This window comes from Modestobacter sp. VKM Ac-2977 (genome assembly GCF_026968045.1).
Lineage (GTDB): Bacteria > Actinomycetota > Actinomycetes > Mycobacteriales > Geodermatophilaceae > Modestobacter.
The window spans coordinates 396252-410078 of sequence record NZ_JAPVBQ010000004.1 but is presented as its reverse complement, the minus strand read 5'-3'; the positions used below and the strand labels follow the sequence as shown (position 1 = coordinate 410078).

Sequence of the window (13827 nt, the reverse complement as noted above, 5' to 3'; positions counted from 1 at the left end):
GCAGCCCCCCGGTGTCCGGACCCCACCAGGCCGGGGCGGCCCGCCGGTGAGGGGCCACCACCCCTGGTCGATGCCGTGCGCCCCGGCGCTCTAGCCTCGTCAACCACCATGACCACACCACTCGACCCGCGCACCGGACTCCCCGTCGTCGCCATGGTCGGCGGCGGTCAGCTCTCCCGGATGACCCACCAGGCAGCGATCGCGCTCGGCCAGTCGCTCCGGGTCCTGGCTGCCGATCCGGCCGAGTCCGCTGCACTCGTGGCCGCCGACGTCCACCGCGGCGACCACGACGAGCTGGCCGACCTCCGGCGGTTCGCAGCCGGCGCGACGGTGGTCACCTTCGACCACGAGCACGTGCCCACCGAGCACCTGCGCGCGCTGGAGGCCGACGGCCACCGGGTCGCCCCCGGCCCCGCTGCCCTGGTGCACGCTCAGGACAAGCTGGTGCTCCGCCGGGCGCTGGCCGAGGCGGGGGAGCCGCAGCCGGCCTGGGCCGAGGTCCGCACCGTGCACGACGTGACCGCCTTCGCCGACGGCGTCGGCTGGCCGGTGGTGCTGAAGACCCCGCGCGGCGGCTACGACGGCAAGGGCGTGTTCGTCGTCTCCGGCCCCGACCAGGTCGCCGACCTCCTCGAGCGGCACGGCACCCTGCTCGCCGAGGAGCGGGTGGCCATGGTCCGCGAGCTGTCGGCGCAGGTCGCCCGGTCCCCGTTCGGCCAGGTCGCGGTGTGGCCGGTGGTCGAGACGATCCAGCGGGACGGCGTCTGCAACGAGGTGCTGGCGCCCGCCCCGGGCCTGTCCGAGGAGCTGGCCACCGCCGCCCAGGAGCTCGCCGTCCGGATCGCCGACCGGCTCGGGGTGGTGGGCATGCTGGCGGTGGAGCTGTTCGAGACCGCCGACGGCGTGCTGGTCAACGAGCTGGCGATGCGCCCGCACAACTCCGGGCACTGGACCATCGAGGGCGCCCGGACCAGCCAGTTCGAGCAGCACCTGCGCGCCGTCCTGGACTACCCGCTGGGGTCGACGGCGATGACCGCGCCGGTGGTCGTCATGGCCAACGTGCTCGGCGGTGCGACCGCGGACGACGACTGGTCCGGCCCCGGGCTGGACGAGCGGGTCCACCACCTGATGGCGCACTGGCCCGACGTGAAGCTGCACTGGTACGGCAAGGGTCAGCGTCGCGGTCGCAAGCTCGGTCACGTCACCGCGCTGGGTGTGGACCTGGCCGAGGTGCGGGGTCGCGCGGTGGCTGCCGCCCGCTACCTGGCCGACGGCGTCGTCGACCCCGCGTTCGCCTTCGAGACCGAGCACTGAGGAGTGGCCGTGAGCGACCCGATCGTCGGCATCGTCATGGGCAGCGACTCCGACTGGCCGATGATGGAGCCCGCCGCCCAGGCGCTGGCCGAGTTCGACGTCCCGTGGGAGGCGCACGTCGTCTCCGCGCACCGCACCCCGCGGCGGATGCTCGACTACGCCGAGTCCGCGGACTCGCGCGGCCTCCGGGTGGTGATCGCCGGCGCCGGGGGAGCAGCGCACCTGCCCGGGATGGTCGCCGCCGCGACGCCGCTGCCGGTGATCGGTGTGCCCCGGCCGTTGGACCGGCTGGACGGGCTGGACAGCCTGCTGTCGATCGTGCAGATGCCGGCCGGCGTCCCGGTGGCGACGGTGTCGATCGGCGGCGGGCGCAACGCCGGCCTGCTCGCGGTGCGCATCCTGGCGGCCGGCGATGACCGGTTGCGCGCCGCCGTGCAGCGGTTCCAGGCGGACCTGGCGGCGTCGGTCGTCGCCCGGGACGACGCGCTGCAGCAGCGGATCGCACCCTGACCGGTCACCACCCCGCCGTTGGGTGAGTCGCTTCCCTGGGCAGCCCGGCCGGGCTTAGCATCTACTGGTGGGTAACAACGCCGGGCTGTACGCGCTGACCGAGGAGCACGAGGCGATCCGGGAGGCGGTCCGCGAGATCGCCGAACGTGAGATCGCCCCCTTCGCCGCGGAGGTGGACGCCGAGTCCCGCTACCCGGTGGAGGCGCAGAAGGCGCTCACCGCGGCGGGCTTCCACGCCACCCACGTCCCGGAGGCCTACGGCGGTGAGGGTGCCGACGCGATCGCCACCTGCATCGTGATCGAGGAGGTCGCCCGGGTCGACGTCAGCGCCTCGCTGATCCCCGCGGTGAACAAGCTCGGCTCCGTCCCGGTGATCCTGTCGGCGTCGGAGGACCTCAAGCAGCGGGTGCTGCCCTCGATCGCCGCCGGCGACGCGATGATCAGCTACGGACTGTCCGAGCGGGAGGCCGGCTCCGACGCCGCGGCGATGCGGACCCGGGCCCGGCGCGACGGCGACAGCTGGGTGATCAACGGCACGAAGGCGTGGATCACCAACGCCAGCGTCTCCGAGTGGTTCACGGTCATGGCCGTCACCGACCCGGAGAAGGGCGCGAACGGCATCTCCGCGTTCGTCGTGCACCGCGACGACCCGGGGTTCGCCGTGGGGCCCAAGGAGAAGAAGATGGGCATCAAGGGCTCGCCGACCTGCGAGCTGTACTTCACCGACTGCACCGTCCCCGCCGACCGGATCGTGGGGGAGCCCGGCACCGGCTTCAAGACGGCGCTGCGCACGCTCGACTTCACCCGGCCGACGATCGGTGCCCAGGCCGTCGGCGTCGCGCAGGGTGCGCTGGACGCCGCGATCGCCTACACCAAGGACCGGCGCCAGTTCGGCTCGGCCGTGTCCGACTTCCAGGGCGTGCAGTTCATGCTCGCCGACATGGACATGAAGATCCAGGCGGCCCGGCACCTGGTGTACGTCGCCGCAGCCGCCGGTGAGCAGGGGAGTCCCGACGTCACCCGGGTCTCCGCTGCCGCCAAGGCGTTCGCCTCGGACACCGCGATGCAGGTGACCACCGACGCCGTCCAGCTGTTCGGGGGTGCCGGCTACACCCAGGACTTCCCGGTCGAGCGGATGATGCGCGACGCCAAGATCACCCAGATCTACGAGGGCACCAACCAGGTGCAGCGCATGGTGATCGCCCGCAGCCTGCTGCGCTGAGGCCGCACCCGGCCGGGGTCGATCGTCGAGCCCTCGCGGTCCGCACGCCCGGACCCCGACGATCGGGGCGTCAGACCGGTCGTGCGAACACGTTGACCTGTCCGTCGTGGCCGGCGGGCAGGGGGAAGGGCAGCGTGTGACCGTCCTCCTCGCTGAGCGCCTCGAACGTGAAGTCGCCGGCGCGGCTCAACAGCGCGATCGAGTCCTCCTGGGTCCACCCGTGGTCGGCGGCGGCGACGGGCGTGTACTCGTAGACGACGGTCGGGCGGGTCCCGGCGATGAAGTCCAGCGCGCCGCCCAGGGCGCTCATCTCGTGGCCCTCGACGTCGATCTTGAGCAGTGACACGTCGGCCAGCTCGCCGGCCGCGTGCAGGGTGTCCAGTCGACGAGCGGGCACGGTGACCTCCTGCCACTCGTTGAGCAGGTCGAACTTGTGGCGACGGGCCGATGCGATGGCGCTGTTGCCCGGGGTGGCGTTGAAGACCAGCTCACCATCGGTGTCGCTGACCGCCGCGTTGTAGAGCGTCACGTTGCTCGCGCGGTTGAGCGCGATCGTCGACGCGGCGAGCCGGAACGTCTCCGGCGAGGGCTCGAAGGCGAAGACCTGCCCGCTCGCCCCCAGGTGTGCCGCGACGCTCACCGCGACCACCCCGATGTTGGTACCGACGTCGACGACGTTGCCCGGTCGGCGGGACAGCTCCCGGGTGATCGCGTCGACGAGGATGCTGTTGCACCGCGGGTTGACCGCGTGCAGGGCGGACGGGTAGTCCCGCGAATCGCCCATGAACCGGATGCCCCCGGCGGCGGTCCCCGTGAAGAACGGGCGCTCCGGCGGGACGTCGGCGCGCCGACGGCCGAAGTCCTCGTGGAAGGTCGGTTCGTCGGCGGGCGCGAAGCGCCTCGTCCATGCCCGCAGGCCGGTGGCGGGGCGAGTCCGCCGGGACTCGGCCGCCTTGAGCGCGTTCCACATGGCGGTGAAGTCACCGACCTGGTCTTCGGTCTCCCGGAGGATCGCGGCACAGTCGTCGAGGCGCAGCCGTGTCAGGCCGGGTCCGTCCATCCCCGCACCCTACGTGCCGGATCGCGCGGGTACCGGTGACCCGCGGGAGGACCCTGATCGACGTCAGTCGAGCAACCGGGACACCGCGGACAGCCGCGCGTCACCGGCCATCGAGGCCAGCCACGTCGACCACCCCGGCCGGGTGCGCACCGCCTCCAGCGCGCTGCGGGCCGCGGCCCGGTCCCCCCGCCGGGAGGCGGCCAGTGCGGCGTACAGGTCCCGGGCTCCCTCCGGCGCGAAGACGGCGAGGGTCTCGTAGTCGCGCTCGTCGTAGGCGCGCTGCAGGTTGCGCAGCATCCGCAGCTGGGCGACCGGGTCCCCGGAGTCGTCGACCCGCAGGTCCACCCGGACGCCGTCGTCGTCCTCGCTGGCCGGGGTGCCGCTGACCACCTGCAGCGCGGCGGACTGCCGGCCGCGCAGGTCACCGCCGGCGTCCTGGCCGGCGGTCAGCGCCGCGATCAGCCGGTCGGCCAGCGCCCCGCCGGTGGCGGTGAACGCCTGTGCCATCGCCGGCAGGACGTCGGGCGAGGTCAGCATGTTGCCCTGCACGCTGAACCCGTCGCCCAGCACGTGCCCGCTGGTGGGCAACGAGCCCGGCCCGGTGTCGGCGGCCACCCGGCCGGTCGGGTCGAGGACGGCGATCTGGCGGTCGGCGTCCTCGGCGGCGTGGGCGGCCCGGCGGACCAGGTCCTGCGGCGAGGCGCCGTCGGCCAGGCCGGCCAGCAGGGCAGCGCCCAGGCCCCGGCGGCTGCGCGCCTGGACCGCGATCACCCCGACCCCCGGCCTGACCGTGGGCACGGCCCGGCCGACGGCCAGGATGCAGGAGGAGACCGCGATGCCCAGGTCACCCGTCGCGGCGTCCCGGGCGATGACGGAGAAGGTCATCAGCTCTCGTTCCTGGACCGTGCACGGCCCCCCTGCAGGGGCCCGCGCCGAGCATGCGAGGCGTGGGGGGCAGGGGGGTCCTTTCTCACACGGTGGCAGACAGGGCCATGGTGGGCACCTCGCCGTCGACCTGCAGGGGCGCGCCGGTGGCGGCGACGACCTCGTCGACGGTGACGCCGGGGGCGGTCTCGCGGAGCACCAGCCCGGTGTCGGTGACGTCGATGACGGCCAGGTCGGTGATGACGCGGTCGACGCAGCCCTTGCCGGTCAGCGGCAGGGAGCACTCCTCGACGATCTTGGGGGAGCCGTCGCGGGCGACGTGCTCCATCATCACGATCACCTCGCGGGCGCCGTGGACGAGGTCCATCGCCCCGCCCATCCCGTTGACCATCTTCCCGGGGATCAGCCAGTTGGCCAGGTCACCGCGGACGTTCACCTGCATCGCGCCCAGGACGGCGACGTCGATGTGGTGCCCGCGGATCATGCCGAAGGACAGCGAGGAGTCGAAGAAACTCGCCCCGGGCAGGATCGTGATGGTCTCCTTGCCGGCGTTGATCAGGTCGGCGTCCTCCTCGCCCTCGAAGGGGTAGGGGCCGACCCCGAGCACGCCGTTCTCGCTCTGCAGCACCACGTGCACCCCGTCGGGGATGTGGTTGGGCACCAGGGTGGGCATGCCGATGCCGAGGTTCACGTACTGGCCGTCGTGCAGGTCCAGGGCGACCCGGGCGGCCAGCTGGTCGCGGGACAGTGCCATCTCAGGCCTCCGTGGTCTCGGTGCCGGTGGCCGCGGCGGCGCCGGGGCGGGGTCGGGTGGTGCGCCGCTCGATCCGCTTCCCCTCCGGGCCCACGACCACGACGCGCTGGACGAACACCCCGGGCAGGTGCACCGACTCGGGCAGGATCTCGCCGGGCTCGACCAGCTCCTCGACCTCGGCGATGGTGACGGTCGCGGCCATCCCGCACAGCGGGTTGAAGTTGCGGGCCGACTCGTGGAAGACCAGGTTGCCGTGCCGGTCGCCGACCGCTGCGCGCACCAGGCCGTAGTCGGCGGTCAGCGCGGTCTCCAGCACGAAGTCCTGGTCGCCGAACCGCCGGACCTCCTTGGGCTCGCTGGTGGCCACCACGGTGCCCTCGGCGTCGTAGCGCACCGGGATGCCACCGTCGGCCACCAGGGTGCCCACCCCGGTGGGGGTGTAGAACGCGGGGATGCCGGTGCCCCCGGCGCGCAGCCGCTCGGCCAGCGACCCCTGCGGGGTCAGCTCGACCTCCAGCTCGCCGGACAGGTACAGCCGGGCCAGCTCCTTGTTGCCGCCCACGAACGAGCTGATCGTCTTGGCGATCCGCCCGGCGTAGAGCAGCACCCCGAGCGCCTGGTCGTCGACCCCGCAGTTGTTCGAGATGGTCGTCAGGCCCGACGCGCCCTGCTCCAGCAGCGCGTCGATCAGCGCCACCGGCACCCCGCACAACCCGAACCCGCCGACCGACAGGGTGGCCCCGTCGGGGATGTCGGCCACGGCCTCCCGTGCGCTCGCGACGACCTTGTCCATGCGCTGACCACCGTCCGTTCGAGGGCTGGGCAGGCGGTGCGTCAGGCGGGGCGGCCCAGCTCGCGGATCCCGTCGAGCTCCACCCCGAGCGTAGCGGTGACCCGCTCGGTCTCCGCGCGACGGAGCAGGCCGGACGGTGCGGCCGCGCGGCAGAGCACCAGCGAGGCCCCGGCCGCCAGCGGTGCCAGCAGCCAGGCCACCGGCCCGGCCTCGGTCGCTGCCTGCTGGTCGACCAGCACCCGGTCACCGGCGGCCATGCCCAGCCGGCCGGCCAGCTCGGTCGCCGTCTCGACCAGGGCGGACAGGCTCAGCTGCCCCCCGCCGAGCACCAGACCGACCCCCGCGGGGTCGACCGCTTGCCAGGGGGCGAAGACGTCGCCCTGGCTGCGGACCTCGAGCGCGAAGTCCCGGGCTGGGCCGGTGTACCCGGTCATGCCCATGCCGAGTGGGTGCAGGGACAGGCCCAGCAGCTCGTCGAGGCCCAGCTCCTCCAGGGCGGGCAGCCGGTCGGCGTCGGCGAGGACGACGTCGGCGTCGGTGAGCCGGTCGTCGTCCTCGGCGGCGGTCTCCCACACCGCCGCCCCGCAGCTCCAGGCCCCGAGCAGGACCGCGGCGGTCTGCCAGTGCACCGGCAGGGCCAGGCCGACGGTGCTGCCCGGGCCGACGTCGAACTCCTCCTGCAGCAGGTTGGCGGTCTTGGCCACCCAGTTGGCCAGGGTGGTGGCCGACAGCTCGGTGCGCTCACCGGAGACGTCGTCGTAGAAGGTGATCAGCGGGGCGGCAGCGTCTCGTCGGAGCGCGGCGGCGAGCAGGTCCGCGGGGGTGGCGGGCATCAGTTGATGCACCCGGTGTCGGCGGCCGTCCGGGCGTCCGCGCTCTCCGTCACCGGTGCCGGGGGAGCGGCGGTCACGGCCTGTCCCACGCCGTTGAAGTCGGAGCCGAGCACCAGCTGGACGGTGCCGCTGGCCGCGTCGTCGACGACCTTGGTGACCGCACCAGGGACCTGGGCGGCCAGCGCCGCCGCCAGCGCCTCGTCCCCGGTGGCGTGCCGGATCTCGGTGACCTCGTAGTCCATCGAGTCGGCGTTCGCCGTCCCGGTGACCTGGAAGCCGGCCGCCGTCAGCTCGTCGCCGGCGCTGCCGGCCAGCCCGGAGATGCCGGAGCCGTTGTAGACCTCCACGTCCACGTCGGTCGGGCTGACGACCGCTGCGGCCTCGGGTGACGCCGCCTCCGCCGCGGGCTCGGGCTCGGGCTCCGCGTTGAGCTCGGCGAAGAAGGCGTGCAGCGTGTCCTCGTCCTCGAGACGGATGATCGAGCGGTCCTGCTCGTCCCGGTCGGTCCCGACGAAGGGGACGGTCTGGAACTCGATGCTGTCCGGGGTGATCGACTGCATCTGCTGTGCCAGCCGGAGCAGGTCGAGGTTCTGGTCGACGGTCAGCGCGTCGGCGGCAGCCTGGACCAGCTCGCGCTGCTTGCCCAGGTCCAGCAGCACGTTGTCGCTGAGCATCTTGCGGATCATGCCCGCGATGAACACCTGCTGGCGCTTGATCCGGTCGAAGTCGCTGCTGGTGTTCCCGATGTTGTGCCGCTGACGCACGAAGGCCAGCGCCTGCTCGCCGCTGATCGTCTGCACCCCCGCCGGGAGGTCGATGCCGGAGTAGCTGTCCTTGGCCGGTTCGCAGAGGTTGACCTCCACGCCGCCGACGACGGTGGAGAGCTGGAAGAAGCCCAGCAGGTCGACCTCGGCGTAGTGGTCGATCCGCAGGCCGGTCAGCGAGCTGAGCGTCTGGATCAGCAGCTGCGCACCGGCCGCCTGCACCGCGGCGTCGGAAGCGCCGTCCGGCGCCTCCATGCTCCCGTAGGCGTAAGCAGCGTTCAGCTTGTCCCAGCCGTAGCCCGGGATCTCCACGTAGGAGTCGCGCGGGAAGGAGACGAACGACGCTGCGGACCCGTCGGCCGGGACGTGCGCCAGGATCATGGTGTCGGTGTTCAGCCCGGCGTTGGCCTCGGTGTTGAGCAAGGCCAGTTCCTCCTCCGTGGCGCCTGCGCGGCTGTCGTTGCCGACGAGCAACAGGTTCATCGCCTCGCCGCTGTCCACGGTCTGCTCGTTGCCCGAGGTGGGGATGGCGTTCGTGCGGTTGACGCTGGCGTCGGCGACGCGGCCGAGGTACCAGCCCCACCCGCTGGTGCCCAGCAGGACCAGGGAGAGCAGGCCGGCGACCACCCGGGCGCCGGCGGCGAGTCGGCGGTGGCCGGAACCGGCCGGGTCCCCGGAGCCGGAGTGTCGCGAGGGGCGGCCGGCGCGCGGGTCCAGCCGGGGCGGCAGCGGGCGGGAGGCCCCGGTGCGGTCGTCGTGGTAGCTCACAGATGTCCTCACGTAGCGGCGCCGGCCTCGGTCGTTCAGCGCGCCTCAGGTCTCGCGGCGGAGTGCGGGCGACGATACGTGCAGAACCCGTCCACGCCGGGCAGCGACGCAGTTCTGCGAGACTGCTCAGCATCACCTGTCCGCCCAGTCACTCGAAGGGCTCTTCTCAGATGCGCATCCTGGTCACCGGCGGCGCCGGCTTCATCGGCTCGCACTACGTGCGGACCATGCTCTCCGGCGGTTACCCCGGCTTCGAGGACGCCGAGGTGACGGTCTTCGACAAGCTGACCTACGCCGGGAACCTCGCGAACCTCGCTCCGGTGGCGGAGAACCCGCGGTACCGGTTCGTGCAGGGCGACATCTGCTCGGCCGAGGACCTCGACGCAGCCCTGCCCGGCCACGACGCGGTCGTCCACTTCGCCGCCGAGTCGCACGTCGACCGGTCGATCACCGGCGCCGCCGACTTCGTGCTCACCAACGTGCTGGGCTCCCAGCAGGTCTTCGAGTCCGCGCTGCGCGCCGAGGTCGGGCGGGTCGTGCACGTCTCCACCGACGAGGTCTACGGCTCGATCGACGAGGGCTCCTGGGTCGAGGACCACATCCTGGAGCCGAACTCCCCGTACTCGGCGTCCAAGGCCGGCAGCGACCTCATCGCCCGCGCGTACGCCAAGACCTACGGGATGAACATCTCCATCACCCGGTGCAGCAACAACTACGGGCCGTACCACTTCCCGGAGAAGGTCATCCCGCTCTTCGTCACCAACCTGCTCGACGGGCACACGGTGCCGCTGTACGGCGAGGGTGCGAACGTCCGCGACTGGCTGTTCGTCGACGACCACTGCCGTGGCATCCAGCTGGTGTTGGAGAAGGGCGCGCCCGGCGAGTACTACAACATCGGCGGCGGCCGCGAGCTGTCCAACCGTGAGCTCACCGAGAAGCTGCTGGAGGCGACCGGGCGGGACTGGAGCCACGTCGAGCACATCGTCGACCCGCGCGGTGGCGGGCACGACCTGCGCTACTCGGTCGACTACTCGAAGACCGGCGCGCTCGGCTACGCCCCCCGGATGTCCTTCGAGGACGGGCTCGCCCTCACCGTGCAGTGGTACCGGGACAACCGCGCCTGGTGGGAGCCGCTCAAGGCGGCCGCGGCGACCGCGCGTTCATGAGCACCGCCTGGCTGGTCACCGGGGCCCGCGGGCAACTGGGCCACGACCTGCTCGAGGTGCTGTCCGGACGACCGGGTGACCGGGTGACGGCCGTCGGACGGGCAGAGCTCGACCTCACCGACGAGACCGCGGTCCGGGCGGGGGTCCGGGACTGGCTGGCCCGCTCGGACGGGTACCGAGCCGTCCTCCTCAACGCTGCCGCCTACACGGCGGTCGACGCCGCCGAGGACGACGAGGCCACGGCCGCCGTGGTGAACGGTTCCGCGCCCGGTTGGCTGGCCGAGGAGATGGCCGGCCACGGGCGGCTGGTCCACGTGTCGACGGACTACGTCTTCGACGGCTCGGCGACCGAGCCCTACCCGGTGGACGCACCCACGGCCCCGCGCTCGGCGTACGGCCGTACCAAGCTGGCCGGTGAGCAGGCGGTCGCGGCGGTCGGTGGAGATGCCACCGTCGTGCGTACCGCCTGGGTGTACGGCCGGCACGGGGGGAACTTCGTGCGCACGATGACCAAGCTGGAGGGTCAGCGCGAGACGCTCTCGGTCGTCGACGACCAGGTCGGCTCACCCACCTGGTCGGCCGACCTGGCTGCGGGTCTCGTCGAGCTGGGCGAGCGGGGCGACGCCGTGCCGCCCGTGCTGCACCACACCAACAGCGGGCAGACCAGCTGGCACGGCCTGGCGCAGGCCGTCTTCGAGGAGCTGGGGGCGGACCCCGCGCGCGTCCTGCCCACCACCACCGACGCCTTCCCGCGGCCGGCGCCGCGGCCGGCCTACTCCGTGCTCGACGGGTCGGCGTGGACCGCCACGGGTCTGGCCGCGCCACGGCCCTGGCGGGAGGCGCTGCACCTGGCGATGCAGGAGGGCTTCCGAGGCTGACCGCCACCGCGACGCGCTGGTGACGGTGATGGGTGTCCGATCATCTCGCCTCGTTTTCGTCAGGTGGATGGCTTCATCTGGGCCGTCCGGGTGCCGATGAGAGAGGGAACGGCCTGCGCGATCGCAGGCCGTCCCCCTCGTCCACCGGAGGCATCTTCGTGCGTCGGCTCATCACGGGCTCCCTCGCCTTCGTCACCGTCACCGCCACGCTGCTCGTGCTGCCCGTGTACGCATCTCCGGGACCCGACGTCCGACCGGTGGAGACCTCGATCGACGAGGTGGCGCTCGGGTCGGTCACGGATCCCGCAGAGGACGCGGTCGTGGCCACCGACGGGGAGGTGCAGCCCGGCGGGGTCACCGAGGCCGAGGCCACCGCCACGGTTCCGCCGCGCGAGACGGCAGATCCCACTGCCGCCGAGCCCGCCGAGCCCACCGAGTCCACCGAGCCGACCGAGGTCGAGCCGACCGAGGCCGAGCCGACCGGGACAGAGCCCACCGAGGCCGGCGCGGTCCCCGACTCCGGCGCCGAGCTGTCCGGCGTCCCGGCGCTGACCGTCTCCCTCCCGGAGACCGACTCCTTCTCCTCCGTGGGCATCACCTGGCGTCAGGACCCAGCGGTCACCGACGTCGTGACCCGCGTCCGGGTCCGCGACGAGGACGGGGCCTGGGGCTCCTGGACCACGCTCGAGCCCGACGACATCGAGCAGACGGCCACGGCCGAGACCGAGGACAACGACGTCCGTGGTGGCACGGCGCCCTACTGGACCGGTCCGGCCCGCGGCGTCGAGGTCATCGTGCAGGGTGCCGGGGGCGCGGTCCCCGAGGACGTCAGCGTCGCGCTGCTCGACCCGGGGACGAGCGAGGCCGACGCGCTCCCCGAGAGTGGTGCCACGGATGAGGCGCAGGCCGGGACGGTCATGCCGGACGTGGTCACCCGGAGCCAGTGGGGTGCCGACGAGTCGATCCGCACCTGGGGTGCCGAGTACGCGTCGACCCTCAAGGCCGCGACGATCCACCACACCGCCGACGGCAACGGGTACAGCGCTGAGCAGGTGCCGGCCATGATGCGGTCCATCTACGCGTACCACGCGAAGACCCGCGGCTGGGGCGACATCGGTTACAACGTCATCGTCGACAAGTTCGGCCGCATCTTCGAGGGTCGTTACGGCGGGCTGAGCTCGACGGTCGTCGGCGCGCACGCCGGCGGCTTCAACACCGGCACCTTCGGTGTCTCGATGCTGGGCAACTACGCCGAGGTCGACACCCCGCAGGCGATGCTGGACTCGGTCGCCGCCGTGATCGCCTGGAAGCTCGGCATGTACGGGGTGGACCCCAACGGGCAGACCACGCTGACCGCCGGCGGCGGGAGCACGTCCCGGTACAAGGCGGGTGACCAGGTCACCCTGCCGACGGTCTTCGCGCACCGGGACGTCGGCCTGACCGCCTGCCCGGGTGTCTACGCCTACAACCGGATGGGCCAGATCCGTGCCCTCGTCACGCAGCGCATGGTCTCGCTGCCCGGTGGCAGTCCCGTCGGCAACCTCGAGGAGTTCTCCCTCAAGGGGTCGACCGTCTCGGTGAGCGGCTGGGTCCTCGACCCGGACTACCCGGCGGGCGTCATCGACCTGGCCATCCTGGTCGACGGCAACACCGGGGTGCACCTCCCCGCCTCGCAGAACCGTCCCGATGTGGCCGCCGCGGTGCCCGGGGCAGGGCCGGGGCACGGCTTCCAGGGCACCTACACGCTGTCCCGGGGCCGGCACAACGTCTGCGCCGTCGCCGTCAACGCCGCTCCCTCGGGCCTGAACACGTGGATGGCGTGCAAGGTGATGACCGCCACCGCACCCTCCGCGCCGCCGCCGACCGTCCCCTTCGGCAACGTCGAGTTCGTCAGTGTCACCGGGCGCACGATCTCGGCCCAGGGCTGGGCGATCGACCCCGATGCGCTCACCACCCCCCTCGACGTGCACGTCTACGTCGACGACGGCTGGGGTGGTCTGCTGGTCGCCAAGGGCGTCCGGCCCGACGTCGGCGCGGCCTACCCGGCGGCCGGCCCGGCCCACGGCTTCACCTGGTCGACCACGGTGTCGGCGCCCGGCCCCCACACGGTCTGCCTCTTCGCGATCAACGAGAACGCCGGTACCGACAACACCAAGCTCGGCTGCAGCACGGTCACCGTGGCACCGGCGTTGTGGGACCCGCAGGGTCGCGCCGACTCGGTGGCGGTCCGCGGCCACCGTGCCGAGGTGTCCGGGTGGGCGCTCGACCTGGACACCGCCGCACGGCCCGTCCTCGTCCACCTCTACGTGGACGGCGAGTACGCCGGGGAGACCACCGCCGGAGGCTCGCGGCCCGACGTCGGGCGGATCTTCCCCGGCGCCGGGGACGCGCACGGCTTCAGCGCGGCGGTCGACGTACCGCCGGGCGCGCACACGGTCTGCTCCTACGCCATCAACGTCGGGCACGGCGCGAACAACCCGTCGCTGGGGTGCCTGCCGGTCGCCGTCGACGCCGTGTCGTGGAACCCCGTGGGCAGCCTCGACTGGATCGACGGCTCGGGCGGCACCACGCGGGCCGGTGGTTGGGCCTGGGACCCGGACCGGGGCGCCGCGCCCACCGAGGTGCACCTCTACCTCGACGGCGGTTGGGCCGGCGCCGTCACCGCCACCGGCGACCGGCCGGACGTCGCCGCGGCGTACCCGGCGGCGGGTGCGGCGCACGGCTACTGGGCGACCGTCGCCGTACCCGCGGGCCGCCACCAGCTCTGCGCCTACGCGATCGACTCCGGCCACGGCACGACCAACCCCCTGCTGGGGTGCAAGCAGGTCGTCGGCTGACGCGCGCCCGGCCCCACCGGAAGAACCCCCACTCGAGAGGCCT

General features: G+C 72.9%; 12 protein-coding genes. 6 read left to right on the top strand and 6 right to left on the bottom strand.

Features of this window, described 5'->3' with window-relative positions; translation table 11 throughout:
• Positions 1-108: 108 nt before the first annotated feature.
• The 3 genes from O2V63_RS18535 (at position 109) to O2V63_RS18525 (ending at position 3046) form a co-directional block, all read left to right on the top strand.
• Complete coding sequence (locus O2V63_RS18535) at positions 109-1314, top strand: 5-(carboxyamino)imidazole ribonucleotide synthase (RefSeq protein WP_269168993.1); 1206 nt, start codon at positions 109-111, stop codon at positions 1312-1314.
• A gap of 9 nt (positions 1315-1323) precedes the next feature.
• Positions 1324-1824 (top strand): 5-(carboxyamino)imidazole ribonucleotide mutase, encoded by a 501-nt coding sequence (gene purE, locus O2V63_RS18530; RefSeq protein ID WP_269168992.1) that lies wholly within the window; start codon positions 1324-1326, stop codon positions 1822-1824.
• Positions 1825-1891: 67 nt separating this feature from the next.
• Complete coding sequence (locus tag O2V63_RS18525; protein ID WP_269168991.1) at positions 1892-3046, top strand: acyl-CoA dehydrogenase family protein; 1155 nt, start codon at positions 1892-1894, stop codon at positions 3044-3046.
• A 70-nt stretch (positions 3047-3116) separates the two neighbouring features.
• On the opposite strand, the gene O2V63_RS18520 is transcribed toward O2V63_RS18525, so the two are convergent.
• From O2V63_RS18520 to O2V63_RS18495, 6 genes are all read right to left on the bottom strand, one after another.
• Positions 3117-4106, bottom strand: coding sequence for an FkbM family methyltransferase (locus O2V63_RS18520; RefSeq protein WP_269168990.1), 990 nt, complete (start codon positions 4104-4106; stop codon positions 3117-3119).
• A gap of 63 nt (positions 4107-4169) precedes the next feature.
• On the bottom strand, positions 4170-4991 hold the full coding sequence (locus O2V63_RS18515; RefSeq protein WP_269168989.1) for a DUF1028 domain-containing protein: 822 nt from the start codon (positions 4989-4991) through the stop codon (positions 4170-4172).
• Between the two features lie 85 nt (positions 4992-5076).
• Positions 5077-5745, bottom strand: coding sequence for a CoA transferase subunit B (locus O2V63_RS18510; protein WP_269168988.1), 669 nt, complete (start codon positions 5743-5745; stop codon positions 5077-5079).
• A 1-nt stretch (position 5746) separates the two neighbouring features.
• Entirely contained in the window at positions 5747-6538 is a 792-nt protein-coding gene (locus O2V63_RS18505; protein WP_269168987.1) for a CoA transferase subunit A, read from the bottom strand.
• 41 nt (positions 6539-6579) lie between these two features.
• On the bottom strand, positions 6580-7371 hold the full coding sequence (locus tag O2V63_RS18500; RefSeq protein ID WP_269168986.1) for a TIGR03089 family protein: 792 nt from the start codon (positions 7369-7371) through the stop codon (positions 6580-6582).
• Positions 7371-8903, bottom strand: a complete 1533-nt coding sequence (locus O2V63_RS18495) for an LCP family protein (protein ID WP_269168985.1) — start codon at positions 8901-8903, stop codon at positions 7371-7373. Before O2V63_RS18495 ends, O2V63_RS18500 begins: the two co-directional genes overlap by 1 nt.
• Positions 8904-9073: 170 nt before the next feature.
• On the opposite strand from O2V63_RS18495, the gene rfbB reads away from it, so the two are divergent.
• The 3 genes from rfbB to O2V63_RS18480 all read left to right on the top strand — a co-directional run bounded on the left by rfbB (position 9074) and on the right by O2V63_RS18480 (position 13784).
• Complete coding sequence (gene rfbB / locus O2V63_RS18490) at positions 9074-10069, top strand: dTDP-glucose 4,6-dehydratase (RefSeq protein ID WP_269168984.1); 996 nt, start codon at positions 9074-9076, stop codon at positions 10067-10069.
• Positions 10066-10947 carry a dTDP-4-dehydrorhamnose reductase gene (gene rfbD, locus O2V63_RS18485; RefSeq protein ID WP_269168983.1) on the top strand — a complete coding sequence of 294 codons (882 nt, stop codon included), beginning with the start codon at positions 10066-10068 and terminating at the stop codon, positions 10945-10947. The genes rfbB and rfbD overlap by 4 nt, the downstream gene beginning before the upstream one ends.
• Before the next feature lie 158 nt (positions 10948-11105).
• Positions 11106-13784: a peptidoglycan recognition protein family protein gene (locus tag O2V63_RS18480; protein WP_269168982.1), complete on the top strand. Its 2679-nt coding sequence runs from the start codon at positions 11106-11108 to the stop codon at positions 13782-13784.
• Positions 13785-13827: the final 43 nt, after the last annotated feature.

Bases quoted from the DNA above. Each gene is read 5' to 3' on its own strand.
- rfbB (WP_269168984.1), top strand. From the start codon at position 9,074: ATGCGCATCCTGGTCACCGGCGGCGCCGGCTTCATCGGCTCGCACTAC.
- O2V63_RS18505 (WP_269168987.1), bottom strand. From the start codon at position 6,538: ATGGACAAGGTCGTCGCGAGCGCACGGGAGGCCGTGGCCGACATCCCC.
- O2V63_RS18500 (WP_269168986.1), bottom strand. From the start codon at position 7,371: ATGCCCGCCACCCCCGCGGACCTGCTCGCCGCCGCGCTCCGACGAGAC.
- rfbD (WP_269168983.1), top strand. From the start codon at position 10,066: ATGAGCACCGCCTGGCTGGTCACCGGGGCCCGCGGGCAACTGGGCCAC.
- O2V63_RS18515 (WP_269168989.1), bottom strand. From the start codon at position 4,991: ATGACCTTCTCCGTCATCGCCCGGGACGCCGCGACGGGTGACCTGGGC.
- O2V63_RS18535 (WP_269168993.1), top strand. From the start codon at position 109: ATGACCACACCACTCGACCCGCGCACCGGACTCCCCGTCGTCGCCATG.
- O2V63_RS18520 (WP_269168990.1), bottom strand. From the start codon at position 4,106: ATGGACGGACCCGGCCTGACACGGCTGCGCCTCGACGACTGTGCCGCG.
- O2V63_RS18510 (WP_269168988.1), bottom strand. From the start codon at position 5,745: ATGGCACTGTCCCGCGACCAGCTGGCCGCCCGGGTCGCCCTGGACCTG.